Annotated in this window: 18 protein-coding genes; 8 read left to right on the forward strand and 10 right to left on the reverse strand. The window is 72.0% G+C overall.

All coding sequences use genetic code 11. From position 1 onward, the window contains the following. A partial coding sequence (locus Q0W60_RS14795; RefSeq protein WP_297696848.1) for an efflux RND transporter permease subunit occupies positions 1 to 1,424 on the forward strand: 1,424 nt, incomplete at its 5' end. A gap of 24 nt (positions 1,425 to 1,448) precedes the next feature. Here the strand turns inward: Q0W60_RS14795 and Q0W60_RS14800 are convergent. Next, complete coding sequence (locus Q0W60_RS14800; RefSeq protein WP_297696849.1) at positions 1,449 to 3,800, reverse strand: heavy metal translocating P-type ATPase; 2,352 nt, start codon at positions 3,798 to 3,800, stop codon at positions 1,449 to 1,451. Positions 3,801 to 3,900: 100 nt separating this feature from the next. Between Q0W60_RS14800 and Q0W60_RS14805 the strand changes: the two genes are divergently transcribed. The 4 genes from Q0W60_RS14805 (at position 3,901) to Q0W60_RS14820 (ending at position 7,295) form a co-directional block, all read left to right on the forward strand. After that, positions 3,901 to 4,176 carry a metal-sensitive transcriptional regulator gene (locus Q0W60_RS14805; protein ID WP_297696850.1) on the forward strand — a complete coding sequence of 92 codons (276 nt, stop codon included), beginning with the start codon at positions 3,901 to 3,903 and terminating at the stop codon, positions 4,174 to 4,176. Beyond that, the gene (locus Q0W60_RS14810) at positions 4,173 to 5,444 is read left to right on the forward strand and encodes a hypothetical protein (RefSeq protein ID WP_297696851.1); all 1,272 of its coding nucleotides are present in this window, start codon (positions 4,173 to 4,175) and stop codon (positions 5,442 to 5,444) included. The genes Q0W60_RS14805 and Q0W60_RS14810 overlap by 4 nt, the downstream gene beginning before the upstream one ends. 82 nt (positions 5,445 to 5,526) lie before the next feature. Then, entirely contained in the window at positions 5,527 to 5,688 is a 162-nt protein-coding gene (locus Q0W60_RS14815) for a hypothetical protein (RefSeq protein WP_297696852.1), read from the forward strand. Positions 5,689 to 5,738: 50 nt separating this feature from the next. Then, positions 5,739 to 7,295: a long-chain-fatty-acid--CoA ligase gene (locus Q0W60_RS14820; RefSeq protein ID WP_297696853.1), complete on the forward strand. Its 1,557-nt coding sequence runs from the start codon at positions 5,739 to 5,741 to the stop codon at positions 7,293 to 7,295. A 7-nt stretch (positions 7,296 to 7,302) separates the two neighbouring features. Here the strand turns inward: Q0W60_RS14820 and Q0W60_RS14825 are convergent, their stop codons facing one another. The 3 genes from Q0W60_RS14825 to Q0W60_RS14835 form a co-directional block, all read right to left on the reverse strand. Further along, entirely contained in the window at positions 7,303 to 8,052 is a 750-nt protein-coding gene (locus Q0W60_RS14825) for a hypothetical protein (protein WP_297696854.1), read from the reverse strand. 79 nt (positions 8,053 to 8,131) lie between these two features. After that, positions 8,132 to 9,556, reverse strand: a complete 1,425-nt coding sequence (locus tag Q0W60_RS14830) for an MFS transporter (RefSeq protein ID WP_297696855.1) — start codon at positions 9,554 to 9,556, stop codon at positions 8,132 to 8,134. A gap of 68 nt (positions 9,557 to 9,624) precedes the next feature. Beyond that, positions 9,625 to 10,239 carry a glutathione S-transferase family protein gene (locus Q0W60_RS14835; protein ID WP_297696856.1) on the reverse strand — a complete coding sequence of 205 codons (615 nt, stop codon included), beginning with the start codon at positions 10,237 to 10,239 and terminating at the stop codon, positions 9,625 to 9,627. 139 nt (positions 10,240 to 10,378) lie between these two features. Here Q0W60_RS14835 and Q0W60_RS14840 point away from each other — a divergent pair, with 139 nt between their 5' ends. Then, positions 10,379 to 10,603 (forward strand): hypothetical protein, encoded by a 225-nt coding sequence (locus Q0W60_RS14840; RefSeq protein ID WP_297696857.1) that lies wholly within the window; start codon positions 10,379 to 10,381, stop codon positions 10,601 to 10,603. A 23-nt stretch (positions 10,604 to 10,626) separates the two neighbouring features. Here the strand turns inward: Q0W60_RS14840 and glcF are convergent, their stop codons facing one another. From glcF to Q0W60_RS14855, 3 genes are read right to left on the reverse strand one after another with little or no spacing between them, the layout of a single operon-like run. After that, positions 10,627 to 11,934 carry a glycolate oxidase subunit GlcF gene (gene glcF / locus Q0W60_RS14845; RefSeq protein WP_297696858.1) on the reverse strand — a complete coding sequence of 436 codons (1,308 nt, stop codon included), beginning with the start codon at positions 11,932 to 11,934 and terminating at the stop codon, positions 10,627 to 10,629. Then, positions 11,931 to 13,112 carry a glycolate oxidase subunit GlcE gene (gene glcE / locus Q0W60_RS14850; RefSeq protein WP_297696859.1) on the reverse strand — a complete coding sequence of 394 codons (1,182 nt, stop codon included), beginning with the start codon at positions 13,110 to 13,112 and terminating at the stop codon, positions 11,931 to 11,933. Before glcE ends, glcF begins: the two co-directional genes overlap by 4 nt. Further along, the gene (locus Q0W60_RS14855) at positions 13,112 to 14,599 is read right to left on the reverse strand and encodes an FAD-linked oxidase C-terminal domain-containing protein (RefSeq protein WP_297696860.1); all 1,488 of its coding nucleotides are present in this window, start codon (positions 14,597 to 14,599) and stop codon (positions 13,112 to 13,114) included. The genes glcE and Q0W60_RS14855 overlap by 1 nt, the downstream gene beginning before the upstream one ends. A gap of 143 nt (positions 14,600 to 14,742) precedes the next feature. On the opposite strand from Q0W60_RS14855, the gene Q0W60_RS14860 reads away from it, so the two are divergent. After that, positions 14,743 to 15,840 (forward strand): glycoside hydrolase family 172 protein, encoded by a 1,098-nt coding sequence (locus Q0W60_RS14860; protein WP_297696861.1) that lies wholly within the window; start codon positions 14,743 to 14,745, stop codon positions 15,838 to 15,840. Here the strand turns inward: Q0W60_RS14860 and Q0W60_RS14865 are convergent. From Q0W60_RS14865 to Q0W60_RS14875, 3 genes are all read right to left on the reverse strand, one after another. Beyond that, complete coding sequence (locus tag Q0W60_RS14865) at positions 15,837 to 17,105, reverse strand: PA domain-containing protein (protein WP_297696862.1); 1,269 nt, start codon at positions 17,103 to 17,105, stop codon at positions 15,837 to 15,839. The two genes, Q0W60_RS14860 and Q0W60_RS14865, sit on opposite strands and share 4 nt — an antisense overlap. After that, on the reverse strand, positions 17,095 to 17,940 hold the full coding sequence (locus Q0W60_RS14870; protein WP_297696863.1) for a phytanoyl-CoA dioxygenase family protein: 846 nt from the start codon (positions 17,938 to 17,940) through the stop codon (positions 17,095 to 17,097). Before Q0W60_RS14870 ends, Q0W60_RS14865 begins: the two co-directional genes overlap by 11 nt. Positions 17,941 to 18,066: 126 nt before the next feature. After that, positions 18,067 to 18,846 (reverse strand): enoyl-CoA hydratase-related protein, encoded by a 780-nt coding sequence (locus Q0W60_RS14875; protein WP_297696864.1) that lies wholly within the window; start codon positions 18,844 to 18,846, stop codon positions 18,067 to 18,069. Positions 18,847 to 18,896: 50 nt separating this feature from the next. On the opposite strand from Q0W60_RS14875, the gene Q0W60_RS14880 reads away from it, so the two are divergent. Then, positions 18,897 to 20,312: carboxyl transferase domain-containing protein (locus Q0W60_RS14880; protein WP_297696865.1), on the forward strand; the 1,416-nt coding region annotated here is incomplete at its 3' end.

The following is a 20,312-nucleotide window of genomic DNA, read 5'->3' on the forward strand; positions in this document are numbered from 1 at the left end:
ACGAAGGCGCGCTGTGGGTGCGGGCGACCATGCCCTACAGCATCTCCTTCGACGAAGCGGCCAAGGTCGCGCCGCAGGTGCGCGCGATCCTGGCGTCCTTCCCGGAGGTCACGACCGTGACGTCGGAGCTCGGCCGGCCGGACGACGGCACCGACGCCACCGGCTTCTTCAACGTGGAGTTCTATGTCGGGCTGAAGCCCTATTCCCAATGGACCGGCCCGCACCGCAGCAAGGCCGACCTCATCCGGGCGATCGACAAGCGGCTGGAGAGCTTCCCCGGGATCGACTTCAACTACTCCCAGCCGGCCGAGGACGCCGTCGACGAGGCCGAGACGGGCCTGAAAAGCGCGCTCGCGGTCAAGGTGTACGGCCCCGACCTCAAGACGCTGCAGGACAAGGCGAGCGAGATCCGCCGCGTGCTCGCAGGGGTGCGCGGCGTCACCGATGTGACGGTGGTCAAGGAGCTCGGCCAGCCCAGCCTGAGCGTCGCCATCGATCGCGACCGGATCGCCCGCTACGGCATCAATGTCGCCGACATGAACGCGCTCATCCAGACGGCGGTGGGCGGCGACACCGCCACCCGGGTGGTGCAGGGCGAGAAGCAGTTCGACCTGGTCGTTCGCCTGTCGCCGCAGTTCCGCGGCGACGCCGAACAGATCGGCGAGATCCCCGTGCCCTCCCCGGCCGGCCAGCAGATCCCGCTCAAGCAGCTCGCCGACATCAAGGTCGTCAACGGCGCCTCGTTCATCTACCGCGAGAACGACAGCCGCTACATCGGCGTGCAGTTCTCGGTTGAGGGCCGGGACCTGGCGGCCGCGGTGGGCGATGCGATCCGCGCCGTGCACGAGCGGGTGCGCCTGCCGCAGGGCTATCGGGCGGACTGGGGCGGCGAGTACACCGACTACACCGCCTCGAACCGGCAGCTGCAATTGATCCTGCCGCTGACGCTCGGGGCGATCTTCCTGCTGCTGTTCGGGCTCTACGGCAATTTCAAGTTCCCGCTGATCACCCTCGCGGGCATGGTGCTCTCGGCCCCGATCGGCGGGCTCGTGGCGCTGTGGGCGACCGGCACGCCGTTCTCCGTCTCCTCGGGGGTCGGCTTCCTGGCCCTGTTCGGCGTCTCGGTGCTGACCGCGGTGGTTTACATCTCCTACGTCAACGAGCTGCGCGCCGGCGGCATGCCCACCGGCCAGGCCATCCGCGAGGGCGCGATCCTGCGGCTCAGGCCGATCATGATGACCGCCCTGGTCGCCTCGCTCGGCCTGCTGCCGGCGGCGCTCGCCACCGGCGTCGGCACCGATTCCCAGCGGCCGTTCGCGCTGGTGATCGTGGCGGGGCTCATCACCCGGCTGGCGATCAGCGTCTTCCTGATGCCGGTGCTGTACGCCCTGGTCGCGCGGCCCGAGGACCGGCTGCAGGTCTGAGCGGCGCGCGCGGACGGCCGTCCGCTACAGCTTCGCCGCGCGCAGGCGCAGGGCGTTGGTGATGACGCTGACGGAGGAGAGCGCCATGGCGGCGGCGGCGATCTGCGGCGAGAGCAGCCAGCCGAACAGCGGATAGAGCACGCCCGCCGCGATCGGCACGCCGGCTGTGTTGTAGACGAAGGCGAAGGCCAGGTTCTGGCGGATGTTGCGCATCACCGCCCGCGAGAGGCGGCGCGCCCGCACCAGCCCCACGAGGTCGCCTTTGAGCAAGGTGACGCCGGCGCTCTCGATGGCGACGTCGGCGCCGGCGCCCATGGCGATCCCGACCTCGGCCGCGGCCAGCGCCGGCGCGTCGTTGACCCCGTCGCCGGCCATGCCGACGGCGCGGCCCTCGGCCCGGAGCCTCTGGACCACCTTGGCCTTGTCCTCAGGCAGGACCTCGGCCTCGACCTCGTCGATCCCGAGCCTGCGGGCCACCGCTTCGGCCGTGGTGCGGTTGTCGCCGGTCATCATCACCAGCCGCACGCCTTCCGCCTGCAGCGCCTGCACGGCTTCGGCCGTGGTCGGCTTCACCGGATCGGCGATGCCGAGCACGCCGGCGAGCTTGCCGTCGATCGTGGCGAAGATCGCGGTCGCGCCTTCCGCGCGCAGGCGCTCGGCCTGGCCTTCCAGCGGCCCGATGTCGGCGCCCTGCTCGCTCATGAGCCGCGAACCGCCGAGGACGATGCGCCTGCCCTCGACGGTCCCAAGCACGCCCTTGCCCACCGGCGAATCGAAGTCCTGCGCCTCCGAGAGCGTCAGGCCCCGATCCTTGGCCGCGCGCAGGATGGCGTCGGCCAGGGGATGCTCGCTGCCGCGCTCGAGGCTGGCGGCGAGGCGCAGGAGTTCGCCTTCCTCGAAACCGGCGGCGGCGGCGATCGCGGTCAGCGCCGGGCGCCCCTCGGTGAGCGTGCCGGTCTTGTCGACCACCAGGGTGTCGATCCGCTCGAAGCGCTCCAGCGCCTCGGCGTTCTTGATCAGCACGCCTTCCTGGGCCCCCCTACCGACGCCCACCATGATCGACATCGGCGTCGCTAGCCCGAGCGCGCAGGGGCAGGCGATGATCAGCACCGACACGGCGGCGACGAGCGCATAGGCGAAGCGAGGCTCGGGGCCGACCAACGCCCAGACGGCGAAGGCCAGAACGGCCACCGCGATGACGGCGGGGACGAACCAGGCGGAGACCCGGTCGGCCATGCGCTGGATCGGCGCGCGGCTGCGCTGCGCCTCGGCGACCATCTGGACGATGCGGGCGAGCAGCGTCTCGGCGCCCACCTTCTCGGCGCGCATGACGAAGGAGCCCGTCTTGTTGATGGAGCCCGCGACCACCCTGGCGCCGGCCGCCTTGGTCACCGGCATGGACTCGCCGGTCACGAGGCTCTCGTCGATGGAGACGCGGCCTTCCGTCAGCTCGCCGTCGACCGGGACCTTCTCGCCCGGCCGGACGCGCAGCCGGTCGCCGACGTGGATCAGGTCGAGGGTGACCTCCTCATCGGTCCCGTCGTCGCGGATCCGGCGCGCGGTCGTGGGCGCGAGGTCGAGCAGGGCCTTGATGGCGCCGGACGTCCGCTCGCGGGCGCGCAGCTCCAGCACCTGGCCCAGGAGCACGAGGACGGTGATCACGGCCGAGGCCTCGAAGTACACCGGCACGGCCCCTGAGGCGTCGCGGAACGCCGGCGGGAAGGCGCCCGGCGCAAGGACCGCGACCACGCTGTAGAGCCAGGCCACCCCCACGCCCATGGCGATGAGAGTGAACATGTTGAGCCTTCTCGTGCGCAGCGAGGCCCAGCCGCGGACGAAGAACGGCCAGCCGGCCCAGAGCACCACCGGCGCCGCGAGCGCGAACTGAATCCAGTTCGACGCATGCCGGCTGAGCATCATCCTCGAGCCCGCGAGATGGCCGCCCATCTCCAGGGCGAACACCGGGACTGTCAGGACGAGCCCGATCCAGAACCGCCGGCTCATGTCCCTGAGCTCCTGGCTCGGGCCGGTCTCGGCGGTGACGGTGACGGGCTCCAGCGCCATGCCGCAGATCGGGCAGGCGCCGGGACCCTCCTGGCGCACCTCGGGGTGCATGGGGCAGGTGTAGAGGGTCCCGGCCGGAGCCGGAGGCGCGGGCTCCGCCGGCTTCGGCGACAGATATCTGGCTGGGTCGGCGACGAACTTCGTGCGGCAGCCGTTCCCGCAGAAGTAATAGGTCTCGCCCGCATGCTCGGCGTGATGCGGCGTGGTCTCGGGGTTCACCTTCATGCCGCAGACGGGGTCCACGGCGGTCTTGCCCGGGTCGGCTTCGCCGGGCGCGCCAGGGTGATGGCGATGGGCGTGCGGGTCGGACATGCAGCCGTCTCCTCGCAGACTCCGTATACCCGTCAGGGGCATATTGCAATTACCCTGAGGGGGTATAGGATCGCGCGGCCGTCGAGAAGGAGCTTCGCCGATGCGCCGCGAGACCAAGCCCGGCCTCTTGAACCGGCTGAAACGCGTGGAAGGCCAGGTCCGCGGCGTCGCGCGGATGGTGGAGGACGACCGCTACTGCATCGACATCCTCACCCAGGTGCAGGCGGTGAGAGCCGCCCTCGCCCGGGTGGAGACGGAAATCCTCAACGACCACCTCGGCCACTGCATCGAGGGCGCGATCGTCAGCGGCGACAAGGACGAGCAGCGCAGGAAGGCGGCCGAGCTGATCGAGCTCCTCGAGCGCGCCCACCGGTGAGAACCCTGCTCGCCTCGGCGGCGCTGTCCGCCGTCTTCATCGCCTCGCCCGCCATGGCGCAATCCATGGCGGGGATGCCCGGCATGGCGGGGATGCGGAGCATGACGTCGGCCGCGCTCGGCGACTACGTGATGAACCGCGAAGCCTCGGGCACGTCCTGGCAGCCAGACGCCTCGCCGCACACGGGGCTGCACATCATGTCCGGCGACTGGATGGTGATGGTCCACGCCACGATCAACGGCGTCTACGACTGGCAGCAGGGCCCGCGCGGCGATGACAAGGCCTTCGTCTCCGGCATGCTGATGGCGATGGCCAAGCGCGACGTCGGCGAGAAGGGCACGCTGCAGTTCCGCGCTATGCTCAGCCCCGAGCCGTTCATGGGCAAGAGCGGCTTTCCGGAGCTCCTGGCGACCGGCGAGACGGCGAACGGGGTCACCCCGCTCGTCGACCGGCAGCACCCGCACGACCTGTTCATGGAGCTCTCCGGCTCCTACGCCTACCGTCTCGCGAGCAAGCAGAGCGTGTTCGTCTATGCCGGCCTGCCCGGGGAGCCGGCGTTCGGGCCGCCCGCCTTCATGCACCGGCTGTCGATCATGGACAGCCCCGAGGCGCCGATCAGCCACCACTGGCTGGATTCCACCCACATCAGCATGGGCGTGGTGACGGCCGGCTACGTCCACGACAACTGGAAGCTCGAGGTCTCCCGTTTCCGCGGCCGCGAGCCCGACCAGCACCGCTTCGACATCGAGGCTCCGAAGCTGGACTCCACGGCCGCCCGGATCTCCTGGAATCCGAGCGCGAACTGGGCGCTGCAGGCCTCGTGGGCCGACCAGAAGAGCCCCGAGCAGCTCGCGCCCGACGAGAACATCCGCCGCTGGTCGGCGAGCGCGATCTACACCGTCCCGTTCGGCCGGGGCGGCTACTGGTCGACGACCGCGGCCTGGGGCCGGCGGACGAGCGAACACGGGGACCTGGACGGCTATGCGCTGGAGAGCGCGGTGCGGCCGAACCTCGACTGGACGCTGTTCACGCGCGCCGAACGGGTCGCGACCGACGAGCTCGCCCTGCCGCCGGGCGCGCGCGGCCCTGTCTTCACGGTGGGCAAGATCTCGGCCGGCGCGGTGCGCGACTTCACCTTCACCCCGCACTGGAGCTTCGGCGTCGGCGGGCTCTATGCGGTGAATTTCGTGCCGGCCGGCCTGCGCGCGTCCTACGGCCGAAGCGAGCCGCAAGGGGCCATGGGCTTCATTCGGCTCAAGCTCAACTGATCCGCGCGCCGCGTCCGCGCGCCGCCCCGGGAACCAGCGGCAAAGCCAAGCTGTTTGAAGGCGTCAGCATGGAGAAAAAGCCATGAGCACGCTGCATCGCGCCGTGCGGCGCAAGGCGCCCCCGATCGTCGTGCGGGTGCGCCGGACGCGACGCCGGGCGGCGAAGGCCGTCGGGGCCCACCTGCGCCGGGATCCGGGAGCGGAAGACCTCTCGAGCCTGATCCTCTACGGCCAGGCGGCCTGAGCGGCTTCGCCGTGGCGGCGACGGCCCGGATGCGCTAGCAGACTGGGCTGATGAGCGATCCTATCCGGCGTCTCGCCGACATTCCCCGCGTCCAGGCCGCCCGGTTCGGTGCGCGAACCGCCATCGAGATCGAGGACCGACGGCTGAGCTACGCGGAGCTGGAGCGGCGCGCCGGCAAGGTCGCGGGCCTGCTGGCCGCGCAGGGCGCCGGCCCCGGCGATCGCATCGCCTGGCTCGGCCGCAGCTCCGAGGCGTTCTTCGAGATCTTCTTCGGCGCGGCGATGGCGCGGGTGTGCCTGGCCCCCATCAACAGCCGCCTGGCGATCCCGGAGATCGCCTTCATCCTCAAGGATTCCGGCGCCGAGCTGTTCTTCGTGACGCCGGAGTTCTTCGCCGCGGCCGAGCAGGTCGTCCAGCAGGTCGACCGTCCGATCCGGCTGATCGGCGTGGGCGGCGAACGCGCCGGATTCGAGCGCTACGAGGCCCTGCGCGACGCAGCCGCCGGACCGGCGCCCGCGGACCCCGAGAGCGCCGACGACGTCCTGCAGCTCTACACCTCCGGCACCACCGGCCTGCCCAAGGGCGTGCGGCTCAACAACGCCAACTACACCGCCTTCCTCGACCTGCGCACGCAGGTGGAGGGATTCGACTACGGGCCGGACGACACCGTGCTGATCGTCATGCCGCTGTTCCACGTGGCCGGCACCAACATCAGCTTCTCAGGGCTGGCGGCGGGCGGGCGGGTGATCGTCCTGCCGGAGTTCCGGCCCGCCGAGGTGCTGCGGCTGATCGAGGCGGAGCGGGTGGCGCACGTCTTCCTGGTGCCGGCGATGATCAACATGCTGTTGCAGACCCCGGAGGCGGCGACCACCGACGTCTCCAGCCTGAAGACCATCGCCTACGGCGCCTCTCCGATCGGCGAGGCGGTGCTGGCGCAGGCGAAGGCCCGCTTCGGCTGCGGCTTCATCCAGTTCTACGGCATGACCGAATCCACCGGCGCGGGGACCTACCTGCCGCCGCAGGCGCACGAGGGCGAGCTGCTGCGCTCCTGCGGCAAGCCGTGGCCTTCGATCGAGGTGAAGATCCTGCGCGACGACGGCTCCGACGCCGACGTGGGCGAGATCGGCGAGATCGCCATGCGCTGCGAGCTGGTCATGGCGGGTTACTGGAACCGGCCGGACGCCACCGCCGATACGATCACGCCGCAGGGCTGGCTGCGGACCGGCGACGCCGGCTACTGCAACGCCGAGGGCTACTTCTTCGTCCACGACCGCGTGAAGGACATGATCGTCTCCGGCGGCGAGAACGTCTATCCGGCCGAAGTCGAGAACGCGATCATGGGTGCGCCCGGGGTGGCCGACGTGGCGGTGATCGGCGTGCCGGACGAACGCTGGGGCGAGGCGGTGAAGGCCATCGTGGTCCTTGCCCCGGGCGCGCGGCCCGACCCCGAGGCGGTGATCGCCTGGGCGCGGGCGCGGATCGCCGGCTTCAAGGCGCCCAAGTCGGTGGATTTCATTGACGCTCTGCCGCGCAACGCCTCGGGCAAGGTGCTCCGCCGCGAGCTGCGCAAGCCCTACTGGGAAGGCCGCGCGCGGATGGTGGGCTAGGGGCCGGCTACCGAAACGAGCTCCTCAGGTTGGCCGCCGGGCTTTGCGCCGCGCCAGGCGCGGCGAGGTCCGGCGCGGTGACGCAGGCGCCGTAAAGCGCGCGGGCCTGACGGAGCAGGCTCTGCTGGGTGCGGACGGACACGGGGGCGTCCAGTCGGCCGCTCCGCGCGAGTAACAGCTGGGATCCCAGGGTCAAGCCGACATTGGCGTTCCGCAGCAGCCCCGCCAGGCGTCGCAGGTTCTGACGCTCCGCAGCGGAGGCTTCGCCGGACGGTGGCAGCGCCTCGCGCAGTTCTGCGGCCAGATCGTCTTCGCGCGCATTGATGTCGTTCAGCCGCGGCACGGTGCGGTAGGCGGCCGACCATTCGACCAGCCGCTCCGCGCCCATGACGTTGGCGATGTCCGATGAGACGACGGCCTTCCACGCCTCGCTGTCCCAGGTCCTGAACGGCGGCGCGTAGGCCGCGACCTGTTTGCGGAGCTCATCGCTCGGCGCGGTGAGCGCGGCGTCATGAATCGAGGCGATCCGGTTGCCCAGGCAGGGACCGATCACCACCCGGCCATAGGCTTGCGGCCCGTCGTCCTCGGCGAGCTCCAGCCGCATGGCGCGTTCCGCGAGCCTCGCCTGCTCGCCGCGGTGCAGGGCTTCCACAAGCTGTTCGCCGCCGAGCGCGAGCAGCACGCCGATCACGATCACGCCGACTTCCTTGGCGAGCTCGCGCAAGCCGTGCCACGGCTTGGGTCTGTGGATCTCCATGCCGCCCCCAGCGGATCAACGGTCCGTGCCTAGCACGGATTGGCCGGCGGTCCGCAACCGCTCGACGCGTCTTCCGCGGCTAGGGGCCGGCGGCGAGCTGGCCGATCTCCTCGCGCGGCGGACGCGACGGCGGTGCGAGCTTCAGCCGGAGCAGGCTGACCAGGGCGGCGACCGCGGCGACGCCGGCGGCGGTCGCCAGGGCGACCGTCGTCGCGTGGGTGCCGGCGAGGTGGAAGAACACCGCCGTGGTCACCGCGCCGGCCGTCTGGCCGAGGAGCCGCGCGGTGGCCAGCATGCCGCCCGCCGCGCCCGACCGATGCATCGGCGCAGAGCTCACCATCGCCCGGTTGTTCGGCGACTGGAAGAAGCCGAAGCCCATCCCGCACACCGCCATCCGCCAGACGATGTCGAGGTTCGAGGCGCCCGGGTGGATCATCGACAGCAGCGTGAGCCCGACCGCGAAGACTCCCAGGCCGATCCCGCCCAGCAGGCCCGCGGGGTAGCGGTCGGCGAGGCGCCCGGCGATCGGCGCGGTGAGCCCCACCGCCAGCGGCCACGGCGTCATCAGGAAGCCGGTCTCGACAGCGCTGCGGCCGAGCACGCCCTGGAAGTAGAAGGGCAGCGAGACGTAGGCCAGCATCTGGGCGGCGAAGGAGACGATCGAGGTCGCGATCGAGAGCCCGAAGATCGGGATCCGCAGCAGGTCGAACGGCACCAGCGGCGCCGGGCGGCCGAGCTCGCGGCAGGTGAGCGCCGCCGCCGCCAGAGCGCCGATCGCCAGCTCGACGAGGCCCAGGACGAGACTCTGTCGCACCACGCCCTCGGCGCCCATGATCAGGAACCCGAAGGCGATCGCGCTGAGGATCGCCGAGGTCACGTCGAGCTTGCGGCCCGAGCCCTCGGTGCGCGGCAGGGCCCGGCCGGCGATGGCGATGGTCACCACCCCGATCGGCACGTTGATCGCGAACAGCCACTCCCAGGAGGCGATCGAGAGGATGCCCGAGGCGACCGTCGGCCCGATCGCCGCCGAGATGGAGATCACCACCGCGTTCAGGCCGATGCCCTGGCCGAGCATCCGCTGCGGATAGGTGTGCCGCACCAGGGCGGAGTTGATGCTCATGATCCCGCCCGCGCCCAGGCCCTGCAGCACCCGCGCCGTGGTGAGCTCGAGCAGCGTGTGCGACAGCGCGCAGCCCAGGGACCCTGCGGTGAAGATCGCCAGGCCCGCCATGTAGACGCGCCGGTAGCCCAGCTTGTCGCCGAGCGCCGCCAGCGGCAGCAGGGTGACGGTGATCGCCAGCTGATAGGCGTTGACGATCCAGATCGAGCCGGCGGGCGTGGCCTGCAGCTCGCGCGCGATGGTCGGCAGCGCGACGTTGGCGATCGCCCCGTCCAGCACCGACATGGTCATGGCCAGCCAGATGGTGGCCACCGACCAGTAGCGGCGCGGAACGGGCAGGCCGTCGGGCGCGCCGGACGCGGGCGCGGCGCGGGGCTCAGCCACGGGTCGTTGCATGGGCCGCAGAACCCATCAGCTCGCCGTTCGATCCCGCGGGCCGGGCCCCGTCCGGCTCAGGCGCTGGCGGTCGCGCTCGGCCGCGCCTTCACCCGGTCGCGCCAGGCGGTGAGCTTCTTGAAGTCCGGATCGAGCGGCTGGCCCACCTGACCGCCGAAGTCGATGAAGGCGTAGAGCAGGATGTCGGCCAGGGTGAAGCGCTCGCCCGCCAGCCACGGCCCCTTGAAGTTGTTCTCGAGCCAGGTCTCGCCGTCCTTGGCCATGGACTTCAGGCCGGGCGCGGCTTCGGGGACTGTGAGGATGCGGTCCTGGAACAGGCGCAGCCCGTCCGAGAAGCGGAAGCCGTTGGCCATCGGCTCGCAGATCTTCAGATCGACGCGGCGGGTCCACATGCGGGTCTCGGCGCGCTCCTCCGGCGTGGTCCCGATCAGCGGCGGGTTGGGATGCTTTTCCTCGAGGTACTCGCAGATCGCGGTGATCTCGGAGAGATGCGCGCCATCGTCGAGCTCGAGGCAGGGCGACTGGCCGGCCGGATTCCTCGAGGTGTAGGGCGCCCGCCGGTTCTCTCCGCCCATCAGGTCGATGTCCTCGCGCGGCACGTCGATGCCCTTCTCGGCTATGAACATCTTCACGACCCGCGGATTGGGCCCGATCGACTGGTAGAGCTTCATGAGTGTCTCCCGAGACTGGGAGGCGGACCGTACGGGCTTGCCGCTGGGGCGGTCAACGAATCACGAACCGAGCTCCGCCAGAGATTTCTGCTTTCTTAACTGTGGCGTTCTGTCGCGGAAAATGGCATAATCACCGCCCATGACGAACCGCCAGCTGAAACCAGACCTCCAGGGGTCGAGTGAGACGCTCGATGACCTGCTCGAGCGGCTCCGGTCCTTCTCCAAGCACCCCGTCCGGCCCAAGGGGCGCCCGCCCGGCTTCGGGCACTTCGTGAGTTCGCGCCGTCCGCCGGGCGGCGCCGGCGCCGCGGAAGCCCCGATCCCCGTCGATCGCGGCCTGGCCGACGCCTGCGCGGCGACCTGACCGACGCTGACCGCACCCGCCGCTCAGTCTGCGTCCGCGGGCGCGGCGGCCTTCGCCGTGGCCGCCACCTGATCCAGCGACAGCGGCCGCGGGCCGCCGGTCGCCCAATCCAGCAGTTCGACCGGATGCACCACCGGCGCTGACACCGCCGGGGCGATCTGGGCGATGCAGCCGACGTTGCCGGCCGCCACGATCAGCGCGCCGGTGCGGGCGATGTTGGCGGCCTTGCGCGCCTGCAGCCGGCCGGCCAGCGCGGGCTGCAGGATGTTGTAGACCCCGGCCGAGCCGCAGCAGAGGTGGCCCTCGGGGACCTCGCGCACGTCGAAGCCCGCCGCCCGCAGCAGGCGCGCCGGAGCGGCCCTGATCTGCTGGCCGTGCTGCAGCGAGCAGGGCGCGTGGTAGGCGACGCTCAGGCCCTGTGGGTTGGAGATCTCCGGCAGGCCGACCTCATCGAGGAATTCCAGAATGTCGCGCGCCTTGGCCGCGGCCGCGGCGGCTCCCTCCCCCAGCACGCGCCCATAGGCCTTCAGCGTCGTGCCGCAGCCCGCGGCGGTGGTCACGATCGCATCGGTGGGGCCGACCTTGGCCCAGGCGCGGACGTTGCGCTGCGCCATGGCGCGCGCCTCGCCGGCCTGGCCGAGGTGCTCGGGGATGGCCCCGCAGCAGCCCTCCCCCTTCGCCAGCACCACGTCGAAGCCCGCGCGGGCGAGCAGCCGGACGGCGGCGTCGCGGATCTGCGGCGCCATCTCCGGCTCGACGCAGCCCTGCAGCAGGATCACGCGCCCGCGCCGCGCCTCGACCGCCGGATGGACGCCGAGCCCGCGGTTCGGCCGGCCAGGCTCCGGGACCAGGCGCAGCAGGGCGGCCAGCGAGCCCATCCGCGCCCGTGCGAGCCAGGGCTCCAGCCGCCGGGCGCGGCGGCCGAGCGCCAGAGCGGCGCGCAGCCGCGCCGGGCGGGTGAGCACCTGCGGGATCGCCCAGCGCAACAGCCGCTCCGGCCATGGCCGGCGGTAGCGGGCCTCGATGTAGCTGCGCGCGTGGCCGATCAGCTGGCCGTAGTCGACGCCGGACGGGCACGTGGTCGCGCAGGCCAGGCAGGAAAGGCAGCGGTCGAGGTGGGTCACCGCCTCGCGGGTCGGCGCGCGGCCGGATTCCAGCATGTCGCGGATCAGCTCGATGCGGCCACGCGGACTGTCGCGCTCGTCGCCCAAGAGGACGTAAGTCGGGCAGGTGGCCGTGCAGAAGCCGCAGTGCACGCAGTTGCGCAGCGTCTGGCGGCTCTCGGCGAACTCCGGATCGGCGAGCTGCTCGGGGGCGAAGGCGGTCTTCATCGTGCGGCCTCGCCGGCCAGCCGGCCAGGGTTCAGCACGCCATCGGGGTCGAAGGCGGCCTTGACGCGAGCGGTGAGCGCGGCGAGCGGCCCCTCCAGCGGCTCGAAGGCCGGCGCGCCCGCCTCGCCGCGCCAGAGCGTGGCGTGGCCGCCGGCGGCGCGGGCGGCGGCGCGCACGGCGGCCGCGTCCTCCCAGGGCGCCCAGACGAGTCCGCCGCCCCAGTCGTAGAGCGCCTCGCCCACCGCCTCGCCGATCCGCCACCCGGCGGCGGGCGGGACGGAGATGCGCCACAGCGGCCTGCGACCGCCGGCGAAGGCCTCGGCCTCGCGCACCTGGCCCCAGAACTGGCGCGAGTGCCTGGCGTCGATCTGCTCCACCCGGCCGAACGCGCGCAGCCGCTCGGCCAGGGCCTCGGCGCGGGCCTTCACCGAGGCCTCGAAGCCCTCCAGCCTGAGCGCGGTCACCGCCATCTCGGCCCTCAGCGGCGCGCGCCGGGCGACGACGGCGGGGATGTGGGCCGCGCCGGAAGCCTCGACAGGCGCATTCAGCGCCGCGGCCATCGCCTGGACGGCGCGCCGGTCATCCAGCCCGAACAGCATCAGCGTCAGCTCGGTCTTCGGCCGCGGAAGCAGCTTGACGGTGACCTCGGTCAGCACCGCGAGCGTCCCCCAGGATCCCGCCATCAGCTTGGAGATGTCGTAGCCGGTGACGTTCTTGACCACCTTGCCGCCGGCCTTGAAGGCCTCGCCCCGGCCGCTGACGGCGGAAAAGCCCAGCAGGCCGTCGCGCGCGGCGCCCGCCCGCACGCGGCGCGGACCGGAAAGGTTGGCGGCGAGCACGCCGCCAAGCGTGGGCTCGCCCTTGGCCCCGAGGAGCTTGGTGAGCCTGGGCGGCTCGAACGGCAGCATCTGGCCCTCGGAGACGACGAGCTTCTCCAGGTCCTTCAGCCGCGCGCCGGGACGGGCGGTGAGCACCAGCTCCTCCGGGGCGTAGTCCAAGACGGCGTCGAGCCTGGCGAGGCTGAGCACCGCGTCGGCGCGGGCGGGGCCGCCCACCGAGCGCTTGGTGCCGCCGCCCACGACCTCCAGCGCCCGTCCGGCCTGGGCCGCCTCGGCCACGATCTCGCGCACCTCGTCCGGCGAGGTCGGCTCATGGACGCGGGTCCCGAGGTCCAGCATCAGAAGCGCGGCAGCTCGGGGAAGGCCAGCTTCCCGTGGTGGACGTGCATGCGGCCGAGCTCGGCGCAGCGGTGCAGGCTCGGGAACACCTTCCCAGGATTGAGCAGGAGCTCGGGGTCGAAGGCGCACTTTACCCGCTGCTGGCAGGCGAGGTCGGTGGCGTCGAACATCTCGCCCATCAGGTCGCGCTTCTCGACGCCGACGCCGTGCTCGCCGGTCAGCACCCCGCCCACCGAGACGCACAGCTTCAGGATGTCGGCGCCGAACGCCTCGGCCTTCTCCAGGTCGCCGGGCCTCTCGACGTCGTAGAGGATCAAGGGGTGCAGGTTGCCGTCGCCGGCGTGGAAGACGTTGGCGACCCCCAGGCCGTAGCTTCGCCCCAGCTCGTAGATGCGGGTCAGCACATGCGGCAGCTGGCGGCGGGGGATGGTGCCGTCCATGCAGTAGTAGTCGGGCGAGAGCCGCCCCACCGCCGGGAAGGCGGCCTTGCGCCCGGCCCAGAAGGCGAGCCGCTCGGCGTCGTTCTTCGAGACCCGGATGAAATCGGCGCCGCGGGCCTGGGCCAGCGCCTCGACCCGGGCCGCGAGCTCGGCGCACTCGGCCTCCGGCCCGTCCAGCTCGACGATCAGCAGCGCCTCGGCCTCGGTGGGATAGCCGGCATGGACGAACGCCTCCGCGGCCCGGGTCGCGGGCTTGTCCATCATCTCCAGCCCGGCCGGGATCACGCCGGCGGCGATGATGTCGGCGACGGTGGCCCCGGCCGCCTCGACGGACGGAAAGCCGAGCAGCAGCGCGCGCGCCGTCTCCGGGGTCGGCAGCAGGCGCACGGTGACCTCGGTCACCACCCCCAGGAGGCCCTCCGAGCCGGTCACCACGCCCAGCAGGTCGTAGCCGGCGGCGTCGTAGCCGCGACCGCCGAGGCGAACGACCTGGCCGTCCATCAGCACGATCTCGCAGCCGAGGAGGTTGTTGGTGGTCAGGCCGTACTTCAGGCAGTGCACGCCGCCCGAGTTCTCGGCGACGTTGCCGCCGATGGTGCAGGCGATCTGGCTGGACGGATCGGGGGCGTAGTAGAAGCCGTCCGCGCGCACCGCCTCGCTGATCGCGAGGTTGGTCACCCCCGGCTGCACGACCGCGCAGCGGTTCTCGTAATCCACCTCCAGGATGCGGTTGAACTTCGCCATGCCCAGGATGATCCCGTCCTGCAGCGGCAGCGCCCCGCCGGAGAGCGAGGTGCCGGCGCCGCGCGGCACCACCTTGACGGCATGCGCCTGGCACCAGGCCAGCACCTCCGAAACCTGCTCGACAGTCTCCGGCAGCACCACCGCCAGCGGGCGCTGCCGATAGGCGGAGAGGCCGTCGGACTCGAACGGGATCAGCCCCGCCGGCTCGCCGATCACGCCCTCGCCGGGCACGATCCTCTTGAGCGCTCGAACGATCTCGGCCTTGCGGGCGAGCGTTCCTTCGTCGGGCGCGGGCATCCTCATCGCCCCAGTCCTACCCCGATCCGACCGGCCCGCGCCACGGCTTCCCTGCCGCGGCGGGAAGGGCGCAAGCTCGCCGCAGACCGGAGGCGGCCGATGAGCGACATCCTTTTGATCGACGATCCCGCGCCGCAGGTGCGGACCAAATGGTGAGCCGGCCGCTCTGGGACATCGGTCCCGGCGTCGAAAGCCGCTCGATCAGCTTCGAGAATCCGACCGGCGCGAAGGGCGGCGGCGGCCGGGCTGCGAGCCCGCTGGGCGTCGGGCGCAAAGGCGATCCGGCGCGACTGATCCAGCCCGGCGAGACGGTGACGCTCTGCGACATCGCCGGCGCGGGCGTGATCCGCCACGTCTGGATGACCACGCTAGGCTCGCCGCGGGCGCTGCGCGGGACGGTGATCCGCGCCTGGTGGGACGGCCAGGCGCACGCGAGCATCGAGGCGCCGCTCGGCGACTTCTTCGGCTTCGCCCACGGCTACACGCCCCCCTTCCAGTCGGCCGCGCACTCGGTCGGCGAGCGGGCGGCGCTGAACGTCTGGCTGCCGATGCCGTTTGCGAGCCGCGCCCGGCTGACGCTGAGCAACGAGCATTCGCGGCCCATGCCGCTGTTCTACCAGGTGGACTACACCCTGGGCGACGACCACGGGCCCGACATCGGCCGGCTGCACGCCTGCTTCCGGCGCGAGAACCCGACCACGCCGGGCAAGGATTTCGAGATCCTGCCGCGCCGCGAAGGCCGTGGTCGCTACCTGGGCGCGGTGATCGGCGTGCGACCCACGGCGCCGCAATGGTGGGGCGAGGGCGAGATCAAGATCTATCTCGACGGCGACGGCGAGTTCCCGACGATCTGCGGGACGGGTTCGGAGGACTACGTCGGCCTGTCGTTCGGCTTGCAGCCGACGGCGTTCCAGTTCCATGGCTGCAGCTGGCGCGAACGGGACGACAGCAGCGATACGGGCCGGATCTCGATGTACCGCTGGCACATCCCCGATCCCATCGCCTGGCGCGAGGAGATCCGCGTCGCGATCCAGCAGATCGGCATCGCCGACGGCGCGGGCGGCGCGACGATGGAGGCCTACAAGGGCCGCCTGCGCGAGCGCTCCGACGACTGGTCGGCGACGGCGTTCTGGTACGAGCCCACGCCCAGCGCGCCGCTGCCGCCGCTGCCCGACTACGCGGCCCGCACCGCGGACCTGCCGAGCCGGCCGGAAGCTCCAGCGGCCGCGCCGGCGCAGGCCGGCTAGAGACGCTCCACCACGGCCGCCAGGCCGCGGGCCACCGGCTCCAGCACCGCAGGCCCGGTCGCGTCCGGCAGGTCGCGCCGGGTGTGGTGCAGCGGGTGCATGCCCACCACGCCGACCAGGGGCCGATAGCCGCGGCGCTGGTACTCGGCGAGCTCGCCGGGGGCGCCGTGCACCTCGACGTCGACCGGCTGCTGGTAGCCGACCTGGCCCGCGAAGGCCTCGCGCGCCGCCGGCAGGAGCGCCTCGCTGACCGCCAGCCTGCGGCCCGCCTGCGGGTGGTCGAGGCGCGTGATCGCGCCGTCGCGCAGCGCAAAATCGTAGCTCGCGACGTTGGCCCCGATGTGCACCCAGCCGCGCGCCTCGGCGGGCTTCGGCGCCAGATGCTCGGCGAACAGCCGGCCGCCGTAGCCGTCGAACTCGTGGCCGGAGGCCGCGACGAGCATGAGGCCGAGGTCCGCGCGCGTCGCGAGGCGCCGCGCCAGGCCGAGCCAGATGGCGATCCCCGAGCCGCGCTCGCCGGCGCAGGTGAACCAGCCGCTCTTCGGCGTCGAGATGACCAGCGGCTTGCCGCGCCCGCGGCGCCGCGCGATGACGTTCTCGGCGCGCCCGGCGTGGAGCCCGCCCGCGATCCGCAGCCGCACGTCCGCGCCGCCCTCGGCGGCGGCCTGCAGGGCGGCGCCCTGACGGCCCGCCACCCCGACCACGGGAACCGGCCAGGGCGGCGCGTTGGGAAGCGCGTTGTAGGCCACCAATTCGCCCAGCGGGTTCTCGGTGACGATGACCACGCCCGCCGCGCCGGCGGCGATCGCCGTCGCCACCGGCGTGCGATAGACCGCCGAAGCCTCCAGGGGCGCGCCGGTCCCGTACGGAAAGCTCATCACGACGATCGCGCCTGGCCTTGGTGCGACGGTCAGCGGCGCCGCGACGACACCGGCCTTGGGCGTCCAGACCGGAAAGGCCTCGATGCGCCGGCCCGCCAGCTCCACCGCCGCGGCCTGCAGCGAAAAGACCGGATAGTCGAAGCCCTGCCGCTCGACCGCATAGCCGGCGGCGCGCAACTCGCGTTCGAGCCAGGCGGTGACCGCCTCGTCACCGGCCGTGCCCGTGCGGTGCTCGCCGAAGCCGGCGTAGGTCTTCACGTCCGCATAAAGCGCCGCGCCGGACAGCGGATCGGCAATTGCGAAGGCGCTCACCGGCAGGCCGGCCAGCGCCGCTCCCGCCAGCTCGCGGCGGCTCCAGTCGCCCCGCGCCACATCAGCCGTCATAGAAGAAGGCTGGGTGCAGTCCGACCACCCGACGCTGGCGGGGCGTCTCGGCGCGGGCGATCGCCTCCGGCGAGAGCTGGTTGGATTGCACGGTGGTGAGGATCCGCTGGGCGATGTCGCGCCGCCCGTAATGGACCTGCAGGAAGAAGCGTCCGTGGTCGCCGTCGCGCGTCGGCATCCGCCGGTGCCAGATGTCGGAGACGAACAGGCCCGCATCGCCCGCCTTGACGATGAACGGCGTGACGCCTCGCCCCTCCCAGGTGAGGTCGTCGTCGAGCCGCCGCTCGGCGGGCGGGGGACGTCCGGAGAGGTGGCTGTAGGGGATCACGCCCGTCGGTCCGTCCTCCAGGGCGCAGTCCTGCAGGTAGAGGTGGACGCCGATGGCGAACACCGGATGCGGGATCTCCGCCGGCCAGCGAACGCCCGCGGGGAGCGGCACATGGGGGCCCGCGTCGATGTGCCAGTTCTGGCCGCCGTGGGAGCCCGGCTGGCCGGCCGGATTGCGCCAGGCGGTGTTGGCGATGACGTGGCAGTCCTCCCCCAGCAGCGGCTCGATGACCGCAAGCAGCCTGGGGTTGGCGACCGCCGCCTGGGCGGCCGGCGAGCGGTTCAGCATGGCGTAGCGGAACATGGCCGCATCCTCGGGCGGCCGCTCGCCGCGCTGGTCGGGCGGATCGCGCTCGAAGACCTCGCCGATCTCCGCGCGCAGCTGCGCCACCTCGGCCTCGTCGAGCAGGCCGCGGACGATCGCGTAGCCCTCGCGCTCCAGCTGTTCGGTCTCGGGGCTGGCGGGCTCCTCGCGGAATTCCAGGTACGGCCGGCCGCGTCGGATCATGGCTGGGCTCCTCCCACGCCGAGCCTAGCGCTCAATGGTGCGCCTCCTCAACCGCTCGTCCCCGCGCCGGCGGGGACCCAAGCTGAGCCGCCGAATGGATTCCCGCCTTCGCGGGAAGGAGCGGGGTCAGAGTCCGCGGAATTCCGGCGTCCGCTTTTCGTTGAAGCTGGCGACGCCTTCGCGGCGGTCGGCGGTGGTGAACAGGCGGTCGTAATGGGAAAGCTCCAGCGCCATGGCCTCGGCGAGCGGCAGGCCATGGCCCGCGTGGACCACCCGCTTGAGCGCGCGCACCGAGAGCGGCGCGTTGGCGGCGATGCGGCGGGCGGTCTCCAGCGCGGCCCCCATCAGTTGATCGGCCGGGAACACGCGGTTGACGATGCCGGCCTCGAGCGCTTCCTGAGCGGAGAGCGGCCGGCCGCAGACCAGGATCTCGATCGCGCGCCGCTCGCCCACGGAGCGGGTGAGGAGCTGCGTGCCGCCGAGGCCCGGCATGATGCCGAGCGTCACCTCCGGCAGGCCGAAGCGGGCGGTCTCGGCCGCGTAGGCGAAGTCGCAGAGCAGCGTCATCTCGCAGCCGCCGCCCATCGCCGCGCCGTTGACCGCGGCGAGGATCGGGGCGGGCACGGCGAGCTGGGCCCGCGCCATGGCCTCGAACACCTTGTGCTGGGCGGCCCAGGCCTGATCCGTCATGCCGTTGCGCTCCTTGAGGTCCGCGCCGGCCTGGAAGTGGCGGCCCTCGCCGGTCAGGATGGCGCAGCGCAGGTCGGAACGCGTGGCGAGCCCGGTCCAGGCTTCGATCAGCTCCTCGCCCATCCGGGTGGAGAGCGCGTTGGCGACCTCCGGCCGGTTGAAGGCGACCACCGCCACGCCGGGCGCAGCATCGTAGACCTTGATCGTCTCGGGCATGGCGCCCCGCCTCCTTGGGTTTGGCCGCAACGCATGCCAGAAGGTGGGCCATGAGGAAACTCGGCTCAGACGTCGATCCGCGCTCGGAGGCTTTCCGCGCCAACGCCAAGCTGAACCGCGAACTTGCGGCGGAGCTGCGCGGCCGGGCGGCGGAAGCGGCCCTCGGCGGCCCCAAGGCCTCGCGGGAGCGGCACGTCGGGCGCGGCAAGCTGCTCCCCCGCGACCGGGTGATGCGCCTGCTGGACCCCGGCTCGCCATTCCTGGAGGTGGGCCAGCTCGCCGCGAACGGGATGTACGACGACGAGGCGCCGGGAGCCGGGATCATCACCGGCGTGGGCCGGATCGCCGGGCGCGAGGCGATGATCGTCGCCAACGACGCCACGGTGAAGGGCGGCGCCTACTATCCGGTCACGGTGAAGAAGCACCTGCGCGCGCAGGAGATCGCGATCCAGAACCGGCTGCCTTGCGTCTATCTGGTCGATTCCGGGGGGGCGAACCTGCCGCACCAGGCCGAGGTGTTCCCCGACCGCGAGCACTTCGGGCGGATCTTCTACAACCAGGCGCGGATGAGCGCCGAGGGGATCAGCCAGATCGCCTGCGTGATGGGCTCGTGCACCGCCGGCGGCGCCTATGTGCCGGCGATGAGCGACGAGACGATCATCGTACGGGGTCAGGGGACGATCTTCCTGGGCGGCCCGCCGCTGGTGAAGGCCGCGACCGGCGAGGTGATCTCGGCCGAGGAGCTGGGCGGGGCGGAGACGCACGGCCGCCGCTCGGGCGTGGTCGACCACGTGGCGGAGGACGACGAGCACGCGCTCTCCATCGCCCGTTCGATCATGGGCGCCCTGAACACCGTCAAGCGCGTCGAGCTCGATCTCGCCGAGCCGCGGCCGCCGGCCTACGACCCCGAAGAGCTCTATGGCGTCATCCCGCCCGACGTGCGCGCGCCCTACGAGGTGCGCGAGGTGATCGCCCGGATCGTCGACGCCTCCGAGTTCCACGAGTTCAAGCCGCTCTATGGCGCGACGCTGGTCACAGGCTTCGCGCGCATCTGGGGCTATCCGGTGGCGATCCTGGCCAACAGCGGCGTCCTGTTCTCGGAGAGCGCGCTGAAGGCCGCGCACTTCATCGAGCTCGCCTGCCAGCGGAAGATCCCGCTGGTGTTCCTGCAGAACATCTCCGGCTTCATGGTCGGCGGCCGCTACGAGGCGGGCGGCATCGCCAAGGACGGAGCCAAGATGGTCACCGCGGTGGCGAGCGCCAACGTGCCGAAGTTCACGGTGCTGATCGGCGGCTCGTTCGGGGCCGGCAACTACGGCATGTGCGGCCGCGCCTATTCCCCGCGCTTCCTGTTCACCTGGCCCAACGCGCGGATAAGCGTGATGGGCGGCGAGCAGGCGGCTTCGGTGCTGGCGACCGTCCACCGCGACGCCGACAGCTGGACCCCCAAGCAGGCCGAAGCCTTC

Origin of the sequence: Phenylobacterium sp. (assembly GCF_025934275.1) — a bacterium.
Taxonomy (GTDB): domain Bacteria; phylum Pseudomonadota; class Alphaproteobacteria; order Caulobacterales; family Caulobacteraceae; genus Phenylobacterium.